Source organism: Streptomyces sp. NPDC034111, from assembly GCF_055575375.1.
This window is the reverse complement of the sequence record NZ_JBVIST010000014.1, coordinates 89,482-113,249: the sequence shown is the minus strand read 5'-3', so window position 1 is coordinate 113,249 and position 23,768 is coordinate 89,482. Positions and strand designations below refer to the sequence as shown.

Annotated in this window: 22 protein-coding genes; 7 read left to right on the top strand and 15 right to left on the bottom strand. The window is 70.9% G+C overall.

The window, feature by feature from the left end:
* Positions 1–15 precede the first annotated feature (15 nt).
* Positions 16–1,245, top strand: a complete 1,230-nt coding sequence (locus ACZ55A_RS26705; protein ID WP_468844878.1) for an ABC transporter ATP-binding protein — start codon at positions 16–18, stop codon at positions 1,243–1,245.
* 72 nt (positions 1,246–1,317) lie between these two features.
* Here ACZ55A_RS26705 and ACZ55A_RS26700 read toward each other — a convergent pair whose 3' ends face one another.
* The 6 genes from ACZ55A_RS26700 to ACZ55A_RS26675 form a co-directional block, all read right to left on the bottom strand.
* Entirely contained in the window at positions 1,318–1,803 is a 486-nt protein-coding gene (locus ACZ55A_RS26700; RefSeq protein ID WP_468844876.1) for a DUF3180 domain-containing protein, read from the bottom strand.
* Between the two features lie 180 nt (positions 1,804–1,983).
* Positions 1,984–2,580 carry a 2-amino-4-hydroxy-6-hydroxymethyldihydropteridine diphosphokinase gene (folK, locus tag ACZ55A_RS26695; RefSeq protein ID WP_468844873.1) on the bottom strand — a complete coding sequence of 199 codons (597 nt, stop codon included), beginning with the start codon at positions 2,578–2,580 and terminating at the stop codon, positions 1,984–1,986.
* Complete coding sequence (gene folB, locus ACZ55A_RS26690; protein WP_468844871.1) at positions 2,564–2,938, bottom strand: dihydroneopterin aldolase; 375 nt, start codon at positions 2,936–2,938, stop codon at positions 2,564–2,566. The genes folK and folB overlap by 17 nt, the downstream gene beginning before the upstream one ends.
* 419 nt (positions 2,939–3,357) lie before the next feature.
* The gene (locus tag ACZ55A_RS26685) at positions 3,358–3,831 is read right to left on the bottom strand and encodes a nuclear transport factor 2 family protein (RefSeq protein ID WP_468844869.1); all 474 of its coding nucleotides are present in this window, start codon (positions 3,829–3,831) and stop codon (positions 3,358–3,360) included.
* Positions 3,832–3,836: 5 nt separating this feature from the next.
* Positions 3,837–4,775 carry a dihydropteroate synthase gene (folP, locus tag ACZ55A_RS26680; RefSeq protein ID WP_468844866.1) on the bottom strand — a complete coding sequence of 313 codons (939 nt, stop codon included), beginning with the start codon at positions 4,773–4,775 and terminating at the stop codon, positions 3,837–3,839.
* Positions 4,776–4,911: 136 nt separating this feature from the next.
* A complete protein-coding gene (locus ACZ55A_RS26675) occupies positions 4,912–6,759 on the bottom strand; it encodes a phosphatidylglycerol lysyltransferase domain-containing protein (RefSeq protein WP_468844864.1) in 1,848 nt (615 codons plus the stop codon).
* A gap of 141 nt (positions 6,760–6,900) precedes the next feature.
* Here ACZ55A_RS26675 and ACZ55A_RS26670 point away from each other — a divergent pair, with 141 nt between their 5' ends.
* Positions 6,901–8,016: an alpha/beta hydrolase gene (locus tag ACZ55A_RS26670; RefSeq protein WP_468844861.1), complete on the top strand. Its 1,116-nt coding sequence runs from the start codon at positions 6,901–6,903 to the stop codon at positions 8,014–8,016.
* A 47-nt stretch (positions 8,017–8,063) separates the two neighbouring features.
* Here ACZ55A_RS26670 and folE read toward each other — a convergent pair whose 3' ends face one another.
* From folE to dacB, 6 genes are all read right to left on the bottom strand, one after another.
* On the bottom strand, positions 8,064–8,669 hold the full coding sequence (gene folE, locus ACZ55A_RS26665; protein WP_030414981.1) for a GTP cyclohydrolase I FolE: 606 nt from the start codon (positions 8,667–8,669) through the stop codon (positions 8,064–8,066).
* A gap of 116 nt (positions 8,670–8,785) precedes the next feature.
* Positions 8,786–10,798, bottom strand: coding sequence for an ATP-dependent zinc metalloprotease FtsH (gene ftsH / locus ACZ55A_RS26660; RefSeq protein WP_468844859.1), 2,013 nt, complete (start codon positions 10,796–10,798; stop codon positions 8,786–8,788).
* Between the two features lie 235 nt (positions 10,799–11,033).
* Positions 11,034–11,573: a hypoxanthine phosphoribosyltransferase gene (gene hpt, locus ACZ55A_RS26655; protein WP_468845070.1), complete on the bottom strand. Its 540-nt coding sequence runs from the start codon at positions 11,571–11,573 to the stop codon at positions 11,034–11,036.
* An 85-nt stretch (positions 11,574–11,658) separates the two neighbouring features.
* Positions 11,659–12,666 (bottom strand): tRNA lysidine(34) synthetase TilS, encoded by a 1,008-nt coding sequence (tilS, locus tag ACZ55A_RS26650; protein WP_468844856.1) that lies wholly within the window; start codon positions 12,664–12,666, stop codon positions 11,659–11,661.
* Positions 12,667–12,856: 190 nt separating this feature from the next.
* The gene (locus ACZ55A_RS26645) at positions 12,857–13,999 is read right to left on the bottom strand and encodes a zinc-dependent metalloprotease (protein ID WP_468844853.1); all 1,143 of its coding nucleotides are present in this window, start codon (positions 13,997–13,999) and stop codon (positions 12,857–12,859) included.
* Positions 14,000–14,443: 444 nt separating this feature from the next.
* On the bottom strand, positions 14,444–16,015 hold the full coding sequence (gene dacB / locus ACZ55A_RS26640; protein WP_468844851.1) for a D-alanyl-D-alanine carboxypeptidase/D-alanyl-D-alanine endopeptidase: 1,572 nt from the start codon (positions 16,013–16,015) through the stop codon (positions 14,444–14,446).
* Positions 16,016–16,101: 86 nt separating this feature from the next.
* Here dacB and ACZ55A_RS26635 point away from each other — a divergent pair, with 86 nt between their 5' ends.
* On the top strand, positions 16,102–16,593 hold the full coding sequence (locus ACZ55A_RS26635; RefSeq protein ID WP_468844848.1) for an inorganic diphosphatase: 492 nt from the start codon (positions 16,102–16,104) through the stop codon (positions 16,591–16,593).
* A gap of 127 nt (positions 16,594–16,720) precedes the next feature.
* On the opposite strand, the gene ACZ55A_RS26630 is transcribed toward ACZ55A_RS26635, so the two are convergent.
* Together ACZ55A_RS26630 and ACZ55A_RS26625 are read right to left on the bottom strand one after the other, a co-directional pair.
* Entirely contained in the window at positions 16,721–18,433 is a 1,713-nt protein-coding gene (locus ACZ55A_RS26630) for a threonine/serine exporter family protein (RefSeq protein WP_468844845.1), read from the bottom strand.
* Between the two features lie 97 nt (positions 18,434–18,530).
* Positions 18,531–19,247, bottom strand: coding sequence for a DedA family protein (locus ACZ55A_RS26625; RefSeq protein WP_468844842.1), 717 nt, complete (start codon positions 19,245–19,247; stop codon positions 18,531–18,533).
* A gap of 195 nt (positions 19,248–19,442) precedes the next feature.
* Between ACZ55A_RS26625 and ACZ55A_RS26620 the strand changes: the two genes are divergently transcribed.
* Positions 19,443–19,811, top strand: coding sequence for a YbjQ family protein (locus ACZ55A_RS26620; protein WP_468844840.1), 369 nt, complete (start codon positions 19,443–19,445; stop codon positions 19,809–19,811).
* Positions 19,812–19,991: 180 nt separating this feature from the next.
* Here the strand turns inward: ACZ55A_RS26620 and ACZ55A_RS26615 are convergent, their stop codons facing one another.
* A complete protein-coding gene (locus tag ACZ55A_RS26615) occupies positions 19,992–20,750 on the bottom strand; it encodes a MerR family transcriptional regulator (protein WP_468844837.1) in 759 nt (252 codons plus the stop codon).
* A 115-nt stretch (positions 20,751–20,865) separates the two neighbouring features.
* On the opposite strand from ACZ55A_RS26615, the gene leuE reads away from it, so the two are divergent.
* From leuE to ACZ55A_RS26600, 3 genes are all read left to right on the top strand, one after another.
* Positions 20,866–21,534, top strand: a complete 669-nt coding sequence (gene leuE, locus ACZ55A_RS26610; protein ID WP_468844834.1) for a leucine efflux protein LeuE — start codon at positions 20,866–20,868, stop codon at positions 21,532–21,534.
* Between the two features lie 161 nt (positions 21,535–21,695).
* Positions 21,696–22,319 carry an NAD(P)H:quinone oxidoreductase gene (wrbA, locus tag ACZ55A_RS26605; protein ID WP_468844832.1) on the top strand — a complete coding sequence of 208 codons (624 nt, stop codon included), beginning with the start codon at positions 21,696–21,698 and terminating at the stop codon, positions 22,317–22,319.
* A gap of 16 nt (positions 22,320–22,335) precedes the next feature.
* Positions 22,336–23,751: a glutamate decarboxylase gene (locus tag ACZ55A_RS26600; protein WP_468844829.1), complete on the top strand. Its 1,416-nt coding sequence runs from the start codon at positions 22,336–22,338 to the stop codon at positions 23,749–23,751.
* Positions 23,752–23,768 lie beyond the last annotated feature (17 nt).

Genomic DNA, 23,768 nt, shown 5'->3' with positions numbered 1-23,768 from the left:
CACACAGGGGGAAGAATGATCCGCTTCGAGCACGTCACCAAGAGCTACCCCGACGGCACCACCGCCGTGGACGACCTCTCCTTCGAGGTCGCCGAGGGGGAACTCGTCACGCTCGTCGGACCGTCGGGCTGCGGCAAGACCACGACCATGAAGATGGTCAACCGGCTCATCGAGCCCACCAGCGGGCGGATCCTCCTCGGCGGCGCGGACATCTCCGGCCTCGACCCGGTCCAACTGCGGCGCCGCATCGGCTACGTCATCCAGCAGGTGGGGCTCTTCCCCCACAAGTCCGTCCTGGACAACACCGCCACCGTCCCGCACCTCCTCGGCCGGCCGCGCACGGAGGCCAGGGCCCGCGCCGCCGAACTCCTCGACCTGGTCGGGCTGGACCCCTCGGTGTACGGCGACCGCTACCCCGATCAGCTCTCCGGCGGCCAGCGCCAGCGCGTCGGCGTGGCCCGGGCACTGGCCGCCGATCCGCCGGTGCTGCTGATGGACGAGCCGTTCGGCGCGGTCGACCCGGTCGTCCGCGAGCATCTCCAGAACGAGTTCCTGCGCCTCCAGTCCACGCTCCGCAAGACGGTGCTCTTCGTCACCCATGACATCGAGGAGGCGGTCCGGCTCGGCGACCGGATCGCGGTCTACGGGGCCGGCCGGATCGAGCAGTTCGACACCCCGGCAACGGTGCTGGGCGCCCCGGCGACCCCGTATGCCGCCCAGTTCGTCGGCGCGGACCGGGGCCTGAAGCGGCTCTCGGTCACCCCCGTCGAGTCCGGCGACCTCGACGCGCCCCCGGTCGTCCGGCTCGACGACACCGCGGAGCGGGCCGCCGCCCGGCTGGCCGCCGACGGTGCGCCCTGGGCGGTCGTCCTGGACGCCGACGGGTCGCCGTACGGCTGGGTCGCGGCCGCGGCGCTCACGGGCGCGGGAGCGGGCCCGGGGTCCGGTCCGGACCTCAAGAAGAAGTCAGCGGGCGCCGCGAAGGCCGCCCCGCAGGGCACCGTCCGTGCGTACGCCCGGCCGATGGCCGCCTGGCTGCCGCTCGGCGCCCCGCTCAAGCAGGCGCTCAGCACGATGCTCCAGCATGACGCCGGCTGGATAGCGGTCCGGGACGGCGAGCGTCACCTGGGGGTGCTGACCCCCGCCGGGCTGCACCGGGCGCTGCGCCGTTCCGCGGCCGCGGACGCCGCGAGCCTGGCGCGCGGTGAGGTGTCGCTCGACAGCGTCCCGGCCCCCGGCGCCTGACCGGCGGGAGGCTGCCGCGTACGGCCGCCGCGGCCCCTGCGCGGCAGGGCCGGGCCGCCGCCGGGCGGTCGCTCAGACCGCCGCGTCGACCCCGCCCTTGCCCTCGTCGTCCGGCAGTTTGCACACCCGCTCCAGGAAGATCGCCGCGGCGACCACCGCGGCGCCGGCGAACACCGACAGCCCGGCGTAGATCGCCTGGTCCCTGCGGGGTTCGACGTCGAGTCCTGAGGTCAGCAGAAAGACGCCGACGCCGCCGTACAGCCCGGCGACCAGCGACGCCACCAGCGCGCTCGCCTGGCCGAAGACCACCGCACGGGCGGCCACCAGCGGATCGACGCCCTTGGCGCCGGGCCGGCGCTCGCGCTGGGCGCGCAGCCGCGAACGGAGCGAGAGGGCGGTGGCGGCGAGCACGGCGGCGATCAGCGCCAGCACGATCGGCGCTGCCACCGGAACGCTGGGCAGGGTGCCGAAGGAGTCCCACAGCCGGGCGCCTCCCCAGGCCAGCACCCCGGCCGCCACGAACAGCCCGACCAGCACCCTGATGTGTAGCTGCTTCACCGAGCGATCGCCCCTCGCACCGTCATGACCATCCCTGCCGTCACGATCCTGTCGTCACGGCCGTCTTGCCGCGACGGCCGCACTGTCCGTTCCGTAGGCATGCATCCCGCATGGCACCGGTCCGTACGCACCCTGCCGTACGGAGCCGTTCGCTACGCAACCGACCCGCAACCCTAACGACTACTCCGGCAGCCGCAGTTCCAGGTCGGCCCGCGGCATCACGCCGCTGTGGCCGACCGCGGAGAGCAGTTCGGCCACCGCGCCGCGCCCGGGGACCACCGCCTCCGGGTCGATGTCGTGCCACGGCACCAGCACGAACGCCCGCTCATGGGCGCGCGGGTGCGGCAGCGTCAGCCGCGGGTCGTCGGAGACGACGTCCTGATAGGCGACGATGTCGACGTCGATCGTGCGCGGTCCCCAGCGCTCGTCGCGGACCCGCTCGAAGGCCTCCTCGATCGCGTGCCCGCGCTCCAGCAGGGACTCCGGCGGCAGCGTCGTCTTGATCAGCACCACGGCGTTGAAGTACGAGGGCTGGCTGCCCGGCGTCACACCCCACGGCTCGGTCTCGTACACCGGGGAGACCGCCTTGACCCGCAGCCCAGGGGTGTCCTCCAGCGCGTCGACGGCGCCCTGGAGGGTCTCCAGGCGGTTGCCGAGGTTGCTGCCGAGGGAGATCACGGCGCGTTTGGGGTTGGAGAGCGTCACATCGGCGGCGTCCACCTGCTCCACGACGGAGGCGGGCACCGGCTGTACGGTCGGGTCACTGCTGGTGTTCATGTACTCGACTCCGAGTGATGGTGATGGTCACGTCGTCGAAGGGGACGGTGATCGGCGCGTCCGGCTTGTGCACCACCACCTCCACTTCCTGCACGGCCGCGTGCTCGAGGCAGCGGTCGGCGATGCGCTCCGCCAGGGTCTCGATGAGGTCGACGGGCTCGCCCTCCACGACGGCCACCACCTCCTCGGCCACAACGCCGTAGTGCACGGTCTTCGCGAGATCGTCGGAGGCGGCCGCCTGCCGGGTGTCCAGACCGAGAACCAGGTCGACGATGAAGGTCTGGCCTTCCTCGCGCTCACGGGGGAAGACCCCGTGGTGGCCCCGGGCCTTCAGCCCCCGCAGCGCGACACGGTCCACGCGAATCACTCCCACTGGTCCACGGCACCTCTGGCGCCACTGTTCGTCGGTTCCGGGCAGACGCCGGAGCGATCCGGCAACACTGCCCCGCCATCGAATCTACCTTCGAGCACCGACAGTCCTCGCCCACGGGGGCTATGGACAATTCCCCGCCCTGCTGCTAAAAGCGGCGCACCTTACGGGCCGGGAGATCGTCCGCGCGGCCTCTTACCCCCCTGTCCACGCCCCACCCCTACCCGTGCCGCACTTGGCTCGAACGGGTGCGCCCTCGCCCGGATGGCTGACGAACGCAGCTGACGCTTTGCGCAGGCCCTTGCCGTACGCGCAAGGGCGGGGGGCCATGGCAAGGCTCACACGCCGCCCGCAGCCCCGGCGGCGCGGGCACCGCCCCTTTGGAGGGTGCCCCTTCACCGGGCCCCTCAGAGGGCGTCCTCCTCGCCCTCGCCGTCGCCCCCGTCCTCGTCCTCCTCGTCCTCGCGGTCCGCCAGCACCGGCGACCCGTGGTGCGACCACACCCGCCAGCCGTCCTCCGTACGCCGGAAGACATTGGTCGCCACGACCAGCTGGCCGATCAGCGGTCCCACCGAGCCGTCGTCCTCCGCGGGGCCGCCGCTGAGGATGTTCTCGGTGCAGGTCACCAGGGCGGTGTCCCCGATGACGTCGATCTCCACGTCCGTGAGGAAGAACTGGATGTACTCGGTGTTCGCCATGATCAGGGCGTACGAGCGCAGCACCTCGCCACGCCCGCGCAACACCGGCCACCCGGGGTGCACCACACTCACCTGACCGTCCAGCCACAGCTCGGACAGCGCCTCGTGATCGCCGCGCTCGATGGTCTCGTACAGGGTCGTATTCGCCTGCTCGACCAGCTCGATGTCCGTCTGTGGGCCCAAGCCGCTCACACCGTTCCCGTCGTCTTCGCCGTCGTGTCGTACGCCGCACCGCCGGACCGTCCGGCGGCGTCGCCCTCGGCGGCCGCTGCCGCCGCGCCCTCCACGGCACGGGCCACCCGTACCGCGTCCGCGCTCGCCCTGACCTCGTGCACCCGCACCGCCCAGGCCCCCTCTCGCGCCACCATCGCCGAGACCGCCGCCGTCGCGGCATCACGCTCCCGGGCCGGCGGTGGGGCGGCTCCCTCGCCGCCCGCCAGCACCCTGCCCAGGAACCGTTTCCTCGAAGCGGCCACCAGCAGCGGCCGGCCCAGCGCCCGAAGCCGCGCCAGGTGGGCGATCAGCGCGAGATCGTGCCCGGCCTCCTTGGCGAAGCCCAGCCCGGGGTCGATGACGATCCGTTCGGGGTCGATGCCGCCGGCCACCGCACGCTCCATGGACTGCGTGAGCTCGTCGACGACCTCCGCGACCACGTCCCCGTAGACGGCGCGGTTGTTCATGTCGATGGACTGGCCGCGCCAGTGCATCACCACGAACGGCACATGATGGGCGGCCACCACCGGCACCATGGCCGGATCGGCGGCGCCCCCGCTCACATCGTTGACCAGCCGCGCCCCGGCCAGGACCGCCTGCTCGGCGACGGAGGCGCGCATGGTGTCGACGGAGACCACCACGCCCGCCGCGGCCAGCTCCCGGACGACCGGGACGACCCGGCGCAGCTCCTCGGCCTCGTCCACCCGCGCCGCGCCCGGCCGGGTCGACTCACCGCCCACGTCCACCATGTCGGCGCCCTGCGCCACCAGGTCGAGACCGTGTTTGACGGCGAGTTCGGTGTCGAACCACTGACCGCCGTCGGAGAACGAATCGGGCGTCACATTCACGACGCCCAGCACCGCGCAGCGGTCCCAGTCCGGCAGTCCGGCCACCCGGCCACGCAAGGTACTCATGGCACCAGCGTAGGCCGTGTGCCGACCGGCCGGATTGCGGCCACCGCGTGCGGGGAACGGCCGGGACGCCGGCCGTCGGCAACGTCCTGCGCCGCTCCTGTCCGGACGGCCGGCCGCTCGTCGGGCCCGCCGCTCGTCAGGCCGCCCGCTCGACCGCGCCCGCGGTCCGGGCCGGCTCCACGGTGTGCACGCACGGCCGCGGCTCGGCGGCCTTCCTGCGGCGCAGGACGCGCGGCAGGCTCAGCTCCAGATAGCCCTCGGCCTGGAGCGCGGCCAGGCCGATGCGCGGGATGTCGCGGCTGTTGCGGAAGACCACGAAGCGGGGCTCCCAGCGCGGCCGGAACTTGTCGTTGAACTTGTAGAGCGACTCGATCTGGTACCAGCGGGACAGGAAGATCAGCATGGCCCGCCAGACCCGGAGGACCGGTCCGGCGCCGAGCTTCTCCCCGCGCTCCAGGGAGGAGCGGAAGACCGCGAAGTTCAGCGACACCTCCTTGATCTTGAGGTCCGGTGCGGCCTGGAGCGCGGCGACGATCAGCAGCTCGTTCATGCCGGGGTCGGCGCTGCGGTCGCGCCGCATCAGCTCCAGGGAGATCCCGCTGTCGCCCCACGGCACGAAGTGCTGCATCGCCTTCAGGTCTCCGTACGGGCCGGGCTCCTCGCCCTCGCCGGCCGGGAGATGGGCGGTGGCGATCACCGCATCACCGTCGGCCACCGCATCGATCCGGCCCAGCGCCATGGAGAAACCGCGCTCGGTGTCGGTGTCCCGCCAGGCGTCGGCGGCCTGCTGGATCCGCTCCAGCTCCGCCGGCTCCAGATCGCGCACCCGCCGCACCCGGGTGTGGTAGCCGTTGCGCTCGATCCGCTTGACCATCTGCCGTACGTTGCGCATCGCGCGGCCGGTGAGGGTGAAGCCGGCGACGTCCACGATGGCCTCGTCGCCGAGTTCCAGCGCGTCCATACCGGTCTCCCGGGTCCACACCTGGCCGCCGGTCTCGCTGCACCCGGTGACCGCGGGGGTCCAGGAGTGCGCCCTGGCCTCCTCCATGAAGCGCTCGATGGCGCCCGGCCAGGCCTCCACATCGCCGATCGGGTCGCCGCTGGCGAGCATCACCCCGGAGATCACCCGGTAGCAGACGGCGGCCTTGCCGGTCGGGGAGAAGACCACGCCCTTGTCGCGGCGCAGCGCGAAGTAGCCGAGCGAGTCGCGGGCGCCGTGCCTGGCCAGCAGCTCGCGCAGCCGGTGCTCGTCCTCGTCGGTCAGCCGGGCCGCCGGGTGCTCGGGGCGGAAGGCGAGGTAGGCGGTGGTGGCGACGGTCAGCAGGCCCAGCGCGCCGAGCGAGTAGCCGACGGTGTAGTCGACCCGGTTGGTGTAGCCGATGGGGCCCTCGAAGCCGAACAGGCCCCACAGGACGTGCTGGGCGCGGTCCCAGAAGGACGGCGAGCCGAGGGTCTTGTGGGGGTGGGAGCTGACGATCACCATGCCGATGGCGAAGCTCGCGCCGCCGAGGACGACGAAGTTGGCCACCGCCTTCCAGCGGCTGCGCGGATCGGGCAGCGCCGCGAACTCCCTGCGGTGCCACACCAGGAACACCAGCAGCGCACACGAGAGCACCGCACCGACGACGGAGTGGCGGTAGACGAGCTGGGCGGCGATCCCGACGGGGAGCAGCGCCACCGCCGCCCCCCAGGCCCGCCGCTTACGCCGTTTGAGCCCGTGGGCCAAAAGGAGCAGCAGAATACCGACGACGATGGACGCGGCGGCCGCGAGCGGGCTCACCGCACCCGGCAGCACCTCGGCCAGGGCGTGCACCCGGCTGTGCCGGAACCGCGCGAACACCCCGGCGGCCAGGTTGAGCAGGCCGACGACCACTCCGGCCGTTCCGACGAGCCACGGCACCGATTCGGGCCGTGGGCCGCGGAGCCAGCGTGGCGTTCGCCACGCAACCTTCTCCGACTTTTCGCCATCTAGCCTGTCAGACATCACTTTCCCGTCGCCCCGGTCGAGAGAACGTGCGAGCCTTGTCGCAGCATCTGGACTTTTTGCGCCCTGTATGACGGCGTTTCAGGGCTCGGGGTTCCATCAGCGGTACGGATGACCCGGCCGCCCGGAAGAAAGCACCACATGGGTCTCACCAGCAAGAAAGTGCTGCTTCTTGCCGTCCTCGTCGCGGTGGCACTGTTCATCCTCACCGTCTGGCTCTGGCCGCGCCTGTCCAAGGGCAATTGGCGCGCCGTCCTCGGACGTATCGGACTTCTGCTGGCGACGCAGCTCTCGATCTTCGCCGCAATCGGCCTGTTCGCGAACAACTCCTTCGGCTTCTACGCCTCCTGGGCCGATCTGTTCGGCCAGGAGCAGGAGCCCGGTGTGGTGACGGACTACCGGTCGGGGCCGAACGGCACCAAGCTGCAGATGCTGGGAACCGAGCGGATCAGCGTCGAGAACGGGTCGCGGCCGAAGTCCGCCGGCCGGATCGACAAGGTGCTGATCCGCGGCGAGCATTCAGAGATCGCCAGCCCGGCATTCGTCTATCTGCCGCCGCAGTACTTCCAGAAGAAATACGCGAACCAGAAATTCCCGGCGGCGCTGGTGCTCACCGGCTACCCGGGCACCGCCGAGGCGCTCTACAAAAAGCTGCATTTCCCGCAGACCCAGCACGGTCTGCTGAAACAGCGCAAGATGCGGCCGACCGTCCTGGTGATGATGCGTCCGACGGTGGCACCGCCGCGTGACACCGAGTGCGTCGACATACCGAACGGCCCGCAGACCGAGACGTTCTTCACCAAGGACCTGCGCGCGGATATCGCCGAGCACTACCGAATAGGGAGCCGGGCGCAGAGCTGGGGCGTCATCGGCGACTCCACCGGCGGCTACTGCGCGCTGAAGATGACCATGCGCCACCCCGAGGCGTACTCCACCGCGGTGGCGCTCTCCGGGGTGTACAAGGCCCCGCTCGACGGCACCACCGGTGACCTCTTCGGCGGCAGCCCGCAGCTGGAGCGGGAGAACAACCTGCTGTGGCGCCAGCGCAATATGCCCGCTCCCCCGGTGAACCTGCTGGTCACCAGCAGCAAGCAGGGCGAGAGCAACTACCACCAGACGCTGCGCTTCATCCAGCAGACGAAGTCGCCCACCCGCATCTCGTCGATAATCCTCGACAGCGGCGGCCACAACTTCAACACCTGGCGCCGCGAGATCCCGGCGGCGCTTCAGTGGCTGGGCAACCACCTCAAGGCCTGAACCAAGCCGGCCGCCGCGGTGGGAGGCCCTGCCGCGGCGGAGGAGTGTCAGCGCGCGAGTATCAGGCTCATCGCCTCGGCGCGCGTCGCCGCGTCCCGCAGCTGGCCGCGGACGGCCGAGGTCGTGGTCTTGGCACCCGGCTTACGGACCCCGCGCATGGTCATGCACATGTGCTCGCACTCGATGACGACGATCACGCCGCGCGGCTCCAGGATCTCCATCAGGGAGTCCGCGATCTGCGTGGTCAGCCGCTCCTGCACCTGCGGCCGGCGGGCGAACACATCGACCAGCCGGGCCAGCTTCGACAGACCGGTGATCTTGCCGTCGGCGGACGGGATGTAGCCGACGTGTGCCACACCGACGAACGGCACCAGGTGGTGCTCGCAGCTGGAGACCAGCTCGATGTCCTTGACCAGCACCATTTCGTCATGGCCGAGGTCGAAGGTGGTCGTCAGCACGTCCTCCGGCTTCTGCCACAGACCGGCGAAGATCTCCTTGTACGCCCGTGCCACCCGCGCCGGCGTCTCCAGCAGACCCTCGCGGTCCGGGTCCTCGCCCACCGCGATGAGCAGCTCGCGCACGGCATTCTCAGCGCGCTTCTCGTCGAACGTGCCGATCGTGCCGTCGACGTCCAGCGTCACAGGGTCGGTCATGTGGTGCCTCGTTCCTTCTGCGCCGCGCGGAAGCGCGGTTGAATCGCGGAATGCCGCGCCCCCCAGGCTAAACCTGAGGGGCGCGGCATTTATTCCGGGGCCGGTGCGGCCCGCGGTCAGCTCTCCGTGCGCGGCTCCTCGGGAGCCTCCGCCTTCTCCGTCGAGACGGTGGCCGACGTCGTCACCGTGCCGTTGGCCGGGGCCAGCTCCTTGGGCGAGAGCACCGGCGGGCGGCTGGACGGCGTACGGCGCGAGGAGCCGGTCCACGCCGGGCGGGCCGGACGCTTGACCACGTGCTTGAACAGCTCGGCGATCTCCTCCTTGCCCAGCGTCTCCTTCTCCAGGAGCGTCAGCACAAGGTTGTCGAGCACATCGCGGTTCTCGACCAGGATCTCCCACGCCTCGTTGTGCGCGGTCTCGATGAGCTTCTTGACCTCCTCATCGACCAGCGCGGCGACCTCCTCGGAGTAGTCGCGCTGGTGACCCATCTCACGGCCCAGGAACGGCTCGGAGTTGTCCGTGCCGAACTTGATCGCACCGAGCCGCTCGGTCATGCCGTACTGCGTGACCATCGCGCGGGCCGTGGCGGTGGCCTTCTCGATGTCGTTCGCGGCACCCGTGGTCGGGTCGTGGAAGACCAGCTCCTCCGCCGCGCGGCCGCCCAGCATGTACGCCAGCTGGTCGAGCATCTCGTTGCGGGTGGTGGAGTACTTGTCCTCGTCGGGCAGGACCATGGTGTAGCCCAGGGCCCGGCCGCGGGACAGGATCGTGATCTTGTGGACCGGGTCGGAGTTCGGCGAAGCCGCCGCGACCAGGGCGTGTCCGCCCTCGTGGTACGCGGTGATCTTCTTCTCCTTCTCGGACATGATCCGGGTCCGCTTCTGCGGGCCGGCCACGACGCGGTCGATCGCCTCGTCCAGGAAGTGGTTGTTGATCAGCTTCTCGTCGCTGCGGGCCGTCAGCAGCGCGGCCTCGTTCAGGACGTTCGACAGATCGGCACCGGTGAAGCCGGGGGTGCGCTTGGCGACGGCCGAGAGGTCGACGTCCGGGGCGACCGGCTTGCCCTTCTGGTGCACCTTGAGGATCTCCAGACGGCCCTGGAGGTCCGGGCGGTCGACGGCGATCTGCCGGTCGAAACGGCCGGGGCGCAGCAGCGCCGGGTCGAGGATGTCCGGACGGTTCGTGGCGGCGATCAGGATCACACCGCCCTTGACGTCGAAGCCGTCCATCTCGACCAGCAGCTGGTTGAGGGTCTGCTCACGCTCGTCGTGGCCACCGCCCAGGCCCGCACCGCGGTGCCGACCGACGGCGTCGATCTCGTCGACGAAGACGATCGCCGGGGCGTTCGCCTTGGCCTGCTCGAAGAGGTCACGGACCCGGGAGGCACCGACACCGACGAACATCTCGACGAAGTCGGAGCCGGAGATCGAGTAGAACGGCACGCCCGCCTCGCCGGCGACGGCGCGCGCCAGCAGCGTCTTGCCCGTACCGGGCGGGCCGTACAGCAGCACGCCCTTGGGGATCTTGGCACCGACGGCCTGGAACTTGGCCGGCTCCTGGAGGAACTCCTTGATCTCGTGGAGCTCCTCGACGGCCTCGTCCGACCCCGCGACGTCCGCGAACGTCGTCTTCGGGGTGTCCTTGGTGATCAGCTTCGCCTTCGACTTCCCGAAGTTCATCACCCGGGAGCCGCCGCCCTGCATCTGGTTCATCAGGAACAGGAAGACGACCACGATGAGGACGAAGGGGAGCAGCGAAAGCAGCACGCCGACGAACGGGTTCTGCTTCGACGGGGAGACGGTGTACCCGTCCTTGATCTCGCCGGTCTGGTACTTGGCCTGCAGGTTCTTCGCCAGATCGACGCCCTGGTCGCCGATGTAGCTCGCCTGGATCTTGTTGGAGCCGTCGACCTTGTTGGAGCCCGACAACTCGATCTTGATCTTGTTCTCGTCACCGGTCGTCAGCTCGGCGGACTTCACCTTGTTGTCAGCGATCGCCTTGACGACCTGACCGGTGTCCACCGTCTTGTAGCCGCCGGACGAGCCGACGACCTGCATCAACACGACCACGGCGAGGACGGCCAGCACGATCCACATGACCGGCCCACGGAAGTATCGCTTCACGTCCATCCATACGGAGCCGTTTGCGGCCCCGTCCCTCCTGCCACAGTGAGGCACAACGCCCTCGGGAGGGCTGGTCGTGCGTACGGTGTATTACTGGTCCGAAAAAGAACTGCCTTCGGACGGTACCCCAGCATTGTCACCCGGCGCCTGCGCCGACAGTGAACAGACAGCTGAGGATTCCGTTCTCCCTGCTCCAACGGCGGGAGGCCCCAAAGGGTTCCCGCCGGGCCTCAGAAGCCCCTCAGCCGCCGTAGACGTGCGGCGCGAGGGTACCGACGAACGGCATATTGCGGTACTTCTCCGCGAAGTCCAGGCCGTATCCGACGACGAACTCGTTGGGGATGTCGAAGCCGATCCACTTCACGTCGATGGCGACCTTGGCCGCGTCCGGCTTGCGCAGCAGCGTGCAGACCTCCAGCGAGGCCGGCTCGCGCGAGCCGAGGTTCGACAGCAGCCAGGACAGCGTCAGGCCGGAGTCGATGATGTCCTCGACGATCAGTACGTGCTTGCCCTTGATGTCGGTGTCGAGGTCCTTGAGGATGCGGACCACACCGGAGGACTGGGTGCCCGCGCCGTAGGAGGACACGGCCATCCAGTCCATCGTGACGGGGGTGGACAGCGCGCGCGCCAGGTCCGCCATCACCATCACCGCGCCCTTGAGGACACCGATGATGAGCAGGTCCTTGCCCGCGTACTCCGCGTCGATCTTCGCGGCAAGCTCGGCCAGCTTGGCGTCGATCTCTTCCTTGGTGATGAGTACCGACTGAAGGTCGGAGCCCATGTCCTTGTCGTCCACCCGTGCCACTCTCGCTCGGTTCGGTGTTCACGTCAGTCGTGAGACTTCGGATGCAAGGCGGCGTCTCGCCTCAGCCCTGCCGGATGACAAGTCTGCCACCCTGCCGTCGCACACCCACCCGCCCGGGGAGGTTGATGGCGCCCTGGCCCCGCCAGGCCGTGATCAGCCGGTCCACTTCCTCGATGTGGCGGGCGAAGAGCGAACCGGCCGGGGAACCCGCGCCGATCACGGCCCGGCGCAGCACACGGCGGCGCACCGCGGGCGGCAGCGCGAACAGGGCGGCGACATCGAGGGAGCCGGTGTCGTCGAGGACCGTGCCCTCGGCCGCGGCCGCCCAGGCGTCCAGGGCGTCGGCGTCGTCACGGGAGAGCTGGGCGGTACGGGCCAGCGCCTCGACGACGCCCTTGCCGAGCGCCTTCTCCAGGGCGGGCAGGCCTTCGTGGCGGAGCCGGGAGCGGGTGTACGCGGGGTCGGAGTTGTGCGGGTCGTCCCAGACGGGCAGCGCCTGGATCAGACAGGCCTTACGGGCGGTCTGGCGGTCGACGTCCAGGAAGGGCCGGCGGTAGCGGCCGCCGCGGCCGCTGGTCGCGGCCATCCCGGAGAGCGAGCGGGTCCCGGAGCCGCGGGCGAGGCCGAGGAGCACCGTCTCGGCCTGGTCGTCGCGGGTGTGGCCGAGGAGGACGGCGCTGGCGCCGTGGCGCTCGGCGGCGGCGTCCAGCGCGGCGTAGCGGGCGTCCCGGGCGGCGGCCTCGGGGCCGCCTTCGCGGCCCACCGTGACGGCGACGACCTCTACCGGGTCGAGCCGCAGGGCCCGCAGGCGCAGGGCGACCTCGGAGGCGCGGAGGTCGGAGCCCTCCTGGAGGCCGTGGTCGATGGTGACGCCCCCGGCGCGGACGCCCAGCTTGGGGGCTTCGAATGCGAGAGCGGAGGCGAGCGCCATCGAGTCGGCGCCGCCGGAGCACGCGACGAGCACGAGCGGGGGCTCGTGCCGGTCCTGTGCGCAGTGGTGGTTGAGCACGTCGTGGAGTACGCGGCGGACCGCCAGGCGTATCGCGGCGACCGCTGGATGGGGACCCATGTCCGTTTCCAATCGTTCAGCTGGGGAGCCTCGCCGGTGAGGGCGTTTTCGTCACACAGAGTGCCTAGATGGTGACAGAGGCGAGCGGTTCCCCGAGCATTGCACGCCTATCCCTTGGTAACGGTCCCTCAGACGGGTGATTGAAGGGGCGCTCTTCTGCCACGCGACGTGCCCGGCTCACAACCTTCGCCTACGGTGCCCCGTCGCTCTTGCGGTGCACCCGCGCGATCCAGTCCGCCGGTTTGGCGATCTCTTGTTTGGTGGGCAGGGTGTTCGGCGACGTCCACACACGGTTGAAACCGTCCATGCCGACCTCCTCGGCAACCGCCCGGACGAACCGCTCCCCGTCGCGGTACTGGCGCAGCTTGGCGTCCAGGCCGAGCAGTTTACGCAGCGCCTGGTCGAGCCGGCCGGCGCCGCTGGCCCGGCGCTTCTGGAACTTCTCCCGGATCTCCGCGACCGACGGCACGACATCGGGCCCCACACCGTCCATCACGTAATCGGCGTGCCCCTCCAGGAGGGACATCACCGCGGTCAGCCGCCCCAGGATCTCGCGCTGTGCCGGCGTCTGGACGAGATCGACGAGCGAGCGGCTGCCCTCGTCCTCCTCGCCCTCCGGCCTGGCACCGGCCAGCGACTGGGCCGCCTCGCGCAGCCGCTCCAGCAGCGTGCCCGGATCGATATCCGTCTCGGAGAGGAACGACTGAATCTCGCCCTCGATGTGGTCGCGCAGCCAGGGCACGGCCGTGAACTGCGTGCGGTGGGTCTCCTCGTGGAGGCACACCCACAGCCGGAAGTCGTGCGGCTCCACGTCCAGCTCGCGCTCCACGTGGACGATGTTCGGCGCGACCAGCAGCAGCCGGCCACCCTGCGCCGCGGCCGGCAGGTCACGGGAGGCCGGGGCGAAGGTCTCGTACTGCCCGAGGACCCGCGAGGCCAGGAACGACAGCAGCATCCCGAGCTCCACGCCGGTCACCTTGCCGCCGACCGCACCGAGCACCGCACCACCGGGGACCGTCGAGCGGCGCTCCTCCATCTTGGCCAGCAGCGGCTTGAGCACCGCCCGGAACCCGGCCACATTGGCCCTGATCCAGCCCGGCCGGTCCACGACCAGGACCGGGGTGTCGTGCGGCACCTCGCCCAGCGCATCAGGCTGTGCCATCCGCGTGAACGCGCGCACATGCGCCTCGGAGGACTTGGCGTGCCGGCGCAGCTCGGCGACGATCGCCCGCGCCTCGTCCCGGCTCACCTCGGGCCCAGGCCGCACGAAACGGGTCGCGGTCGCAACCGCGAGATTCCAGTCGACCATCTCGGTCCCACCGATGCTCGTCATGAGTTCACCGTACGGGGCCGCTCCGCTAGGGGGTAGCCGACCACGTACTTGTCTGTCCCGCCGTGCCTCGTCTCGCCGTTGCGCCTGCGGCGGGCGGTGCCGCTGCGCGGGGCTGTCGGGTGCGGTGACGGTCCTCCGGGGCCTGGTGTGTGGACTGCTTCGCTTTACGTCCACACACCAGGCCCCTCCGGCCCGTCCCCTCCCGTGGGTGGGGGGAAAGAAGACCGTGGGGGTGCACGTAGGCGGGCGGGTGCACGCTCATGGATCCATTCACAGCAACCGGACACTCAACGCCCGCCCCCACTCAGGTTTTCCCACCCACCCACGGGAGGGGCCGCGCCGCAGGACGAAGTCCGGAGGAGCGGCACCGCACCCGACAACCCACGCCCGCCGCCAGGCGCAACGGCGAGCAACCACCACGGCGGGACGGACAAAAACGTGGGGCTAACGACACCCGCAATTGGCCACTGCCGAAGCCAACTTGTCGAGGGCCCGCTGCGCGCCCTGTGGGTCCGTCGTGCCGGAGGTCATGAAGGAGAAGACCAGGAGGCGGCCGTCGGCGTCGACGACGGTGCCGGCGAGGGTGTTGACGCCGGTGAGGGTGCCGGTCTTGGCGCGTACGGCGCCGGCGCCGGCGCTCTGGCCGGTGTAGCGGTTGCTGAGGGTGCCGGTGAAGGCGGCCACCGGCAGGCCGGTGACCACCGGGCGCAGGGCCGGCTGGCCGGGGGCGGAGGCCTGTAGCAGGAGGTGGGAGAGGAGGGCCGCGGAGACCTTGTCGGCGCGGTCCAGGCCGCTGCCGTCGGCGAACACCGCGCCGGCGAGCGGGAGGCGCTGGCGGGCGAGGGCGGTGCGTACGGCCTTGGCGGCGCCGGCGAAGCTGGCCGGCTGCCGGGAGCCGAGGGCGGTCTGGCGGGCCAGCGCCTCGGCGATGTCGTTGTCGGAGTAGGTGAGCATCCGCTCGACGAGCGCGGAGAGGGGGAGGGAGCGGACGGTGGCCAGGCGGGTGGGGCGGTGGGGGGCCTTGGCGGTGGTGGGGGCGCCGGTGACGGTGATGCCGCGCTGGTGGAGGAGGTCGGCGAACGTGCGGGCGGTGGCGCCGGCCGGGTCGGACTCGCGGGGTGCGGGTCCGTGGTCGCTGTCGTCCAGGCGCGCCTCGTCGGTCATCAGCGCGGTGACGGGGGCGATGTTCTCGTTGGGGCCGATGGGGTGCTCGACGGGACCGGTGTAGGCGGACGCGTCATAGCCGAGGCTGATCTTGGTGAGGTGGCGCTGGCGCAGGGCGCGGGCGGTGGTGTCGGCGAGGGTGCGCAGGTTCGCGGGCTGCTCGGCGGCGCCGGGCCGGGGGGCGCGGGCGGTGAGGGTGGGGTCGCCGCCGCCCACGAGCACGATGCGGTCCTTGCCGGCCAGGACGACGGTGGTGTCGATGCGGTGGTCGGGGCCCCGGGTGGAGAGCGCGGCGACGGCGGTGGCGAGCTTGACCGTGGAGGCCGGGGTGGCCGCCTTGTCCTGGCCGGCGCCGAAGACCTCCCGGCCGGCCGCGACGTCGAGGACGGAGGCGGTGCGCAGCGGGCCCAGCGCCGGGTCGTCGAGCAGCGGGTCGAGGGCGTCGGCCAGCCCCGCGTCGGTGGGGACCGGAGCTCCGCGGCCCGCGGCGCCGGTCGCGGGGCCGCCGAGGGCGGGCAGTACGGGCGGTGCGCTGGGCGCGGGGCGGGCCGGGGCGGCGTGATGCTCGCCACTGGCGCCGTCCACGACGGCCGCCTCGGTGCGCTCGGCCGTACGCTGACCCGAGTCCCACGGGCCGGCCGCCGCCACCGCGACGATCGCGACCGCCAGCCCGGTGGCTGCGGAGACCGCCGTCAGCCGCCAGGTTTGCTGGGTGTGGCGCGGCGTGGCCTGCCAGGCCAGCCGTGCGGCGTCGGCCGCCGTCCGTGCGGACCGTACCGCCGTGCGCGTCGCCGCCTGCGCGGAACGCTGCACCGACTGCCATCTGACCTGCCACGATCTGGTCTCCGGCACCTCGGACCAGCCCCTTTCGCCACCACACACCTGCGTGGGGGACACTTAATCACCAGACGTATGTGTTGATCATGGAGGAGCCACCCGTGGAGTTCGACGTCACCATCGAGATCCCGAAGGGTTCGCGGAACAAGTACGAGGTGGACCACGAGACCGGTCGGATCCGCCTGGACCGTCGACTCTTCACCTCGACCAGCTACCCGGCCGACTACGGCTTTGTCGAGGACACCCTGGGCGAGGACGGCGACCCGCTGGACGCACTGGTCATCCTGGACGAGCCGACCTTCCCCGGTTGCCTCATCAAGTGCCGCGCCATCGGCATGTTCCGGATGACGGACGAGGCCGGCGGCGACGACAAGCTGCTGTGTGTCCCGGCGTCCGACCCGCGTGTGGAGCACCTGCGCGACATCCACCACGTGTCGGAGTTCGACCGCCTGGAGATCCAGCACTTCTTCGAGGTCTACAAGGACCTGGAGCCCGGCAAGTCCGTCGAGGGCGCCAACTGGGTCGGCCGCACGGAGGCCGAGGCCGAGATCGAGGCCTCGTACAAGCGCTACGAGTCGCAGGGCGGCCACTGACGTAACGCCCCGGCACCTCGGCGGGGTCGTTCACGGCCCCGCACGCCGGGATCCGCGCACTGATTTTCGTACGCGAACGGGCGGCACCCAGTCGGGTGCCGCCCGTCGTGCGTTTCCCGGGCCCGCCCTAGAAGCCGCGGGTCCGCTTCGCGGCGCGGCGCCCCGCACCGCCCTCCTGGGCGCCGGGCGCACGCAGGAACAGCCGCGCGACCTCGGAGCCGAGGTTGACCCCGACGGCGATGGCCAGCGCCAGCGAGGCGGCCTGGACCAGCGACGTCAGGCCCTCCGGCAGGTGCCCCTGGGCGAAGTTGAGCAGGCCGAAGTAGGTGGCGCTACCGGGCAGCAGCGGACCGATGGCGGCCGTGACGTACGGCAGCGCGGAGGCGTAGCGGTAGCGGGAGAGCAACTGGCCGAAGAGGCCCACCAGTCCGGCCGCGATGGCGGTGGCCGGCACCGGGTTGATCTTGGCGACATAGGCCAGGGCGCCGTACACCACCCAGGCCACACCGCCGTTCAGGGTCGCAAAGGCCACGGTGTGACGTTCCTGCTGGAGCAGCACACAGAACGCCAGCGCCAGCAGCATGGCCGCGATGATCTGCACCAGCGGCTCGTTGTAGACCCCCAGCGCCTCCTCGGGGTTGAGCCGCTTGAGGCCCGGCGTCAGCCGCAGACCCAGGTACAGCACGCTGAGCACACCGACGACGATGCCGACGATGAGGTAGCCGACCTCCAGCAGACGGGCGGCGGCGGTGATGTAGTAGCCGGTCAGCCCGTCGTGCACACCGGCGACCAGCGCCCGCCCCGGGATCAGCGCGAACAGCCCACCGGTGATCACCGCGGACGCCTGCACACCCAAGTGCGCCAGACCGAAGCCGACGCCCACCGCGGCCGGCGGCATCGCGGCGACCACGAACTGGTAGAACTCCGGCAGCCCCCGGCCGGACGCGAGCCAGGCCAGCCGGTCGCCGAGCATCGAGCCCACCGCGGCCGCCACGAACACCAGCAGCTCGCCGCCGACGAGCATCGAGGCGGCGCCGGACAGCAGCCCGGAGGCCACCGTCAGCGCCCAGCTCGGGTACGGGTGGCGGTTACGGCGGATCTCGGCGAGGCCGCGGTAGGCCTCTTCGAGGGTGATGCCGTCGGAGGTGATGGCGTCGACGAGCCGGAAGACGGCGGACAGCCGGTTGTAGTCGACGCCGCGGCGCCGGACCGTCCGGCTGGCCGTGACCGGGTCGTCGACCAGCGACGGCTGGTACGAGATCGACAGCAGGGTGAAGGTGACGGTCGGCTCGACCCGCTCCAGCCCGTAGGCGTAGGCGACGCCGAACATCGCGGCCTCGACGTCCTCCGCGCCCTCACCGCCGGCCAGCAGGATCTCGCCGATACGCAGCGTCAGGTCGAGGACGCGGGGCACCGCCGGGCCGGTCTCCTCCTCGGTGCCGCCGAAGCGTTCGGGGACCGGGCGCTCCCCCACCGGCATCCGCAGCATCGTGCGCATCCGGTCCTGCCAGGGCGCTTCCTTGGTCAGGCGGATGGCGGGTATGCCGTGCGGCGGGGTGAAGGCCAGGCCCATGGCCGTGGCGCCGACCGGCGCGGGCAGCGGGGTCTGACCGGTGGTGGATCCGGGCGGCGCGAACGCGGAGCCCTCCGGCTCGGGGGGCGCCTCCGGACGCAGACCGGCCGGGAGGGCGAACTCGGAGGTCGGGTGCTCGTCCTCAGGGAGCGGGGGGTAAGGGACCCCGAGCGGTGGGGTGAAGGCGCTGTGCGCCTCGTCCGATGCCGGCTTGCGGTCCTCCGGGGATCCGCCGCCGTGCTCCGGTGCGGGTGGGTCCGACGCCACGGGCTTCGCTCCTTGTTGGCCTCCTGGGGGGTGGTCAAGGACACGATGCCATTTCGCTGCGCCCCGCCGCCTCCCCAGCTGCCGCCGGCGAAGAGCGTCAGCGCTTGGCGTGCCGGCCGCGGCGGGTGCTGTCCGCGGTGGCGCCGTGCGGACGGCCCGGCTCCACGGGGGCGACCGGCGCCGGCCCCGCCTTCTTCGCCTTGCCGCGCGCCCGCAGGAACTCGATCACGATCGGGACCACGGAGATCAGCACGATCGCGACCAGCATCATCTCGATGTGCTTGTGGACGAACTCGATGTTGCCGAGCAGCGCGCCGAGCACGGTGACACCGGCGCCCCACAGCGCGCCGCCGATGATGTTGAAGGTGATGAAGGACCGGTAGTTCATCCGGCTCACACCGGCGACGATCGGCGTGAAGGTCCGGACGATCGGCACGAAACGGGCCAGGATCAGCGACTTGGGGCCGTACTTCTCGAAGAACTCGTGCGCCTTCTCGACGTTCTCCTGCTTGAAGAGGCGGGAATCGGGGCGCGTGAAGAGCGAGGGGCCGACCTTGCGGCCGAAGAGGTAGCCGGCCTGGTCACCGAGGACGGCGGCGAGCACGACCAGACTGCACACCGCCCACAGCGGCACGTCCAGCTTGCCCGCCGTCACCAGCAGGCCCGTGGTGAACAGGAGCGAGTCACCCGGCAGGAAGAAGCCGATCAGCAGACCGGACTCCGCGAAGACGATGACCAGGACGCCGATCAGGCCGAACGTCGAGATCAGGTAGTCCGGGTCCAGCCACTGGGGGCCGAGCGCGAGAGTATTCACGGGGTGAAGGCTCCTGGGTCGAGGGCGCCGGATCGTACGAGCGACGGGGATGCAGGCGCGGGTGCGGCCCAAAACTATCAACGCAGGACGACCGCCCGCGGTTCCAGGCGGGCACCGGCACCGCCACCCGACCGCTCCCCGACCGCTGGCCGGGCCCGCGGGGCCGGGTGATGCTGGCGTCAAGGAGGTGCGCCCATGGGCATCGATGAGTACGGCGGCGGACAGCACGCACAGTCCGACGTCCTGGTCGTGACGACGAATGACGTGCCGGGATTCCATGTGCAGCGGGTCATCGGCGAGGTCTTCGGCCTGACGGTGCGCTCCCGGCACCTCGGCAGCCAGATCGGCGCGGGCCTGAAGTCGCTGGTCGGCGGCGAACTGCGGGGGCTGACCAAGACGCTGGTCGAGACCCGTAACCAGGCGATGGAGCGGCTGGTGGAGCAGGCCCGCTCGCGCGGGGCGAACGGGGTCCTGATGTTCCGCTTCGATGTGACGGAGGCGGCGGACGTGGGCACCGAGGTGTGCGCGTACGGCACCGCGGTGGTGCTGGCCCCGCAGTCCTGACACGGCAGTTCTGACACGGCAGGCGTGACACGGCAGTCGTGAGAACGGCAGTCCTGAACCGCCGTCGTGAAACCGCAGTCCTGAAACTGCTCTGCCTGGAACTGCCCTGCCGGAACCGCGGACGGCGGGGCCCGCACCCCTACAGCGCCCGTGAAGCGCCCGCGTAGCGCAGCCGTGCCGCTACGCGTGCCGGGCGGCGTTGGCGAGGATCGCGTCCTTCAGGTAGGCCGCGAGGCCGGGGCGGATCTTCTCGAACGTCGCGGTGAACCGCGGGTCGGCGACGTACATCTCGCCGAGGCAGGTGTGGAACGCGTGCGTGCAGTCGTAGTACGAGCTCGACATGAAGCGGCGGTGGTCCTCCGCCGTGTCCATGGCCTCCTCGGAGTCGGCGGGGGTGCCGGCCGACATCAGGTCGGCCATCCGCCCGTGGATCGCGTCGAGCTCCTCGATGACGCGCTTCCAGTCCTCCTTGGTGTAGGAGGCCGTTCTCCGCCGCGACTCCCGGTATGCCTCCGTGTGGCCCCAGCGCTCCCGCACCTCGTCCTCGTACTGGTCCGGGTCGAAGTCCCCGAAGACCTCGAACTTCTCCTCGGGCGTGAGGTTGATACCCATCTTCCGTGCCTCCATGGCGTGTTCGACGGCCTCGGCCATCTTCTGCAGCTTCTCGATCCGGGCGGTCAGCAGATGGTGCTGGCGCCGCAGGTGGTCCTGCGGGTCCGCGTCCGGGTCGTCGAGCAGGGCCGCGACCTCGTCGAGCGGGAAGCCGAGCTCCCGGTAGAACAGGATCTGCTGCAACCGGTCCAGGTCCTCGTCGCCGTAGCGCCGGTGGCCCGCGTGGCTGCGTTCGCCGGGCTCCAGCAGCCCGATCTCGTCGTAGTGGTGCAAGGTGCGCACCGTCACCCCGGCGAGGGCGGCGACCTGCCCTACCGAATAGCTCACTTCCGCTCCCTTCTCGGTACGCACTTCACGATGTGTCCTCACGTCACGTGAGGTGCAAGTCCGCATGCTGAAAAACCGGTGAGCGGGCCGGCCGGGCGGTGAGATCCTGCCGCTCATGCTGGGGATAACGGATCTGCCGACGTATCTGGTGGGGCTTGCGCTGATCATTCTGCTGCCGGGCCCGAACTCGCTCTACGTCGTCTCGGTGGCGGCCCGCCGCGGACCGCGGGTGGCGTACCGGGCGGCGGCCGGTGTGCTGTGCGGTGACACGGTGCTGATGACGCTGTCGGCGGGCGGGGTGGCCTCGCTGCTCCAGGCCAGCCCGGTGCTGTTCGCGGTGGTCAAGTTCGCCGGTGCGGGCTATCTGACGTGGCTCGCGGTCGGGATGCTGCGCGGCGCCTGGGCGCTGTGGCGGGGCCGGGAGGCGCGCCGGGCCGCGGGATCCGGCGAGGACGCCCCCGCGGCGCCCAGGGAGACCGCGGAGCGGCCGTTCCGCCGGGCACTGGTGGTCAGTCTGCTCAACCCGAAGGCGATCCTGTTCTTCGTCTCGTTCTTCGTGCAGTTCGTGGACCCGTCGTACGCCCACCCGGTGCTGTCGTTCCTGACGCTGGGCGCCTGGGCGCAGCTGTTCAGCTTCAGCTATCTGTCGGTCCTGATCTTCAGCGGGACGTTCCTGGCGGCCACCTTCCGGCGCCGCCGGCGGCTGACCGCGGGACTGTCCGCGGGCGCCGGCGCGGCGTTCCTCAGCTTCGCGGCGAAGCTGTCCCTGGCGAGCGCGGGCTAGGGGGCGCGAGGACGGGCCGGACGGGGACGGGCCGGACGGGCGGGGCGGCACCCGGGCGACGCGCACCAGGCGCCACCCCCCGGACGCACTCCGCACGCCATACGCCCCTTATGCACGTATTGTCGGATCTCGTGGGCTCCCGGAGGGAGGTGCGCAGATCCATGCCCGTGCACGACGTCCATGTCGCCGTCATCTACTACTCGTCCACCGGCACCGTCGCCGAGCTCGCCCGGCGGATCGCGGACGCCGCCGAGCACGCCGGGGCCGACGTACGGCTGCGCCGGACGGCCGAACTCGCCCCGCAGACCGCCATCGACGCCAACCCGGCCTGGGCCGCCAACGCCGCCGCCACCGCCGACATCCTGGAGGCCACACACGAGGACATGCTCTGGGCGGACGCCGTGATCTTCGGGACCCCGACCCGCTTCGGCAATGTGACCTCCCAGCTCAAGCAGTACCTCGACACCCTCGGCGGCCTCTGGCAGCAGGGCAGGCTCGCCGACAAGGTCTACAGCGGCTTCACCGCCTCCGCCACCAAACACGGCGGCCAGGAATCCACCCTGCTCGCGCTGTACCACACCATCCACCACTTCGGCGGCATCCTCATCGCCCCCGGCTACACCGACCCGGCGAAGTACGCCGACGGCAACCCCTACGGCACCTCCCATGTCGGCGGCCCGGAAACCCCGCTCGACGACGACGCGCGCACCGCCGCCCGTATCCAGGCCGAACGCGTCGTGAAGTTCACAAAAGCCATCAAGCACGGCCTTTCGCAAGAGAGTTGACGGGGAGAGGCGACAGATGACCCTCCACAAAGGCGCATCACCGAGCGACCGCAAACAGACCGGACACCAGGTCAACCCCTTCTACGGCGAGGCCGACCCGGTCGCCGGGATGGAGACCTCCCCGCCGCGGCACACCCTGCCCGACGGCCCGGTCTCCCCGCACACCGCCTACCAGTTCGTCCACGACGAACTCATGCTGGACGGCAACGCCCGGCTCAACCTCGCCACCTTCGTCACGACCTGGATGGAGCCGCAGGCCGGCGTCCTGATGGCGGAGTGCCGGGACAAGAACATGATCGACAAGGACGAGTACCCGCGCACCGCCGAACTGGAGAAGCGGTGCGTGGCGATGCTCGCCGACCTGTGGCACGCCCCCGACCCCTCGGCCGCGGTCGGCTGCTCGACCACCGGGTCCAGCGAGGCCTGCATGCTCGCCGGGATGGCCCTCAAACGGCGCTGGATGCAGCGCAACAGCGACCGGTACCCGGGCAAGGCTCGGCCCAACCTCGTCATGGGCGCCAACGTCCAGGTCTGCTGGGAGAAGTTCTGCAACTTCTGGGAGGTCGAGGCCCGCCAGGTCCCGATGGAAGGCGAACGCTTCCACCTGGACGCCGCCTCCGCAGCGGAGCTGTGCGACGAGAACACCATCGGCGTGGTGGCGATCCTCGGCTCGACCTTCGACGGCTCCTACGAGCCGGTGGCCGAGATCTGCGCGGCGCTCGACGAGGTCCAGGAGAAGAAGGGCTGGGACATCCCGGTCCACGTGGACGGCGCATCCGGCGCCATGATCGCGCCGTTCCTCGACCCGGAGGTGATGTGGGACTTCCGGCTCCCGCGGGTCGCCTCCATCAACACCTCCGGCCACAAGTACGGCCTGGTCTACCCCGGCGTCGGCTGGGCCCTGTGGCGCGACGAGACGGCGCTCCCCGAGGAGCTGGTCTTCCGCGTCAACTACCTGGGCGGCGACATGCCGACCTTCGCCCTCAACTTCTCCCGCCCCGGTGCCCAGGTCGCCGCCCAGTACTACACCTTCCTGCGGCTGGGCAGGGCCGGCTTCCGCGCCGTACAGCAGGCGACCCGGGACGTGGCCCGCTCGATGGCCGAACGCATCGGCGCCATCGACGACTTCACGCTCCTCACCCACGGCGACGAGCTACCGGTCTTCGCCTTCACCACCGCCGACCACATCAAGGCCTTCGACGTCTTCGACGTCTCCCGGCGCATGAAGGAACGCGGCTGGCTGCTCCCCGCCTACACCTTCCCGCCCGACCGCGAGGACCTCTCCGTCCTGAGGGTCGTCTGCCGCAACGGCTTCTCGCAGGACCTCGCCGACCTCTTCCTCGCCGACCTGGAACAGCTCCTGACGGAACTACGGGAACAGCAGGGCCCGCTGGAACGGCCGGAGAGCGTCGCGACGGCGTTCCACCACTGACGCCGGGCGCGCCCAGC

Bases quoted from the DNA above. Each gene is read 5' to 3' on its own strand.
- ACZ55A_RS26705 (WP_468844878.1), top strand. From the start codon at position 16: ATGATCCGCTTCGAGCACGTCACCAAGAGCTACCCCGACGGCACCACC.
- folK (WP_468844873.1), bottom strand. From the start codon at position 2,580: ATGAACACCAGCAGTGACCCGACCGTACAGCCGGTGCCCGCCTCCGTC.
- folP (WP_468844866.1), bottom strand. From the start codon at position 4,775: ATGAGTACCTTGCGTGGCCGGGTGGCCGGACTGCCGGACTGGGACCGC.
- ACZ55A_RS26675 (WP_468844864.1), bottom strand. From the start codon at position 6,759: ATGTCTGACAGGCTAGATGGCGAAAAGTCGGAGAAGGTTGCGTGGCGA.
- ACZ55A_RS26670 (WP_468844861.1), top strand. From the start codon at position 6,901: ATGGGTCTCACCAGCAAGAAAGTGCTGCTTCTTGCCGTCCTCGTCGCG.
- folE (WP_030414981.1), bottom strand. From the start codon at position 8,669: ATGACCGACCCTGTGACGCTGGACGTCGACGGCACGATCGGCACGTTC.
- ftsH (WP_468844859.1), bottom strand. From the start codon at position 10,798: ATGGACGTGAAGCGATACTTCCGTGGGCCGGTCATGTGGATCGTGCTG.
- hpt (WP_468845070.1), bottom strand. From the start codon at position 11,573: ATGGGCTCCGACCTTCAGTCGGTACTCATCACCAAGGAAGAGATCGAC.
- tilS (WP_468844856.1), bottom strand. From the start codon at position 12,666: ATGGGTCCCCATCCAGCGGTCGCCGCGATACGCCTGGCGGTCCGCCGC.
- ACZ55A_RS26645 (WP_468844853.1), bottom strand. From the start codon at position 13,999: ATGACGAGCATCGGTGGGACCGAGATGGTCGACTGGAATCTCGCGGTT.
- ACZ55A_RS26620 (WP_468844840.1), top strand. From the start codon at position 19,443: ATGGGCATCGATGAGTACGGCGGCGGACAGCACGCACAGTCCGACGTC.
- leuE (WP_468844834.1), top strand. From the start codon at position 20,866: ATGCTGGGGATAACGGATCTGCCGACGTATCTGGTGGGGCTTGCGCTG.
- wrbA (WP_468844832.1), top strand. From the start codon at position 21,696: ATGCCCGTGCACGACGTCCATGTCGCCGTCATCTACTACTCGTCCACC.
- ACZ55A_RS26600 (WP_468844829.1), top strand. From the start codon at position 22,336: ATGACCCTCCACAAAGGCGCATCACCGAGCGACCGCAAACAGACCGGA.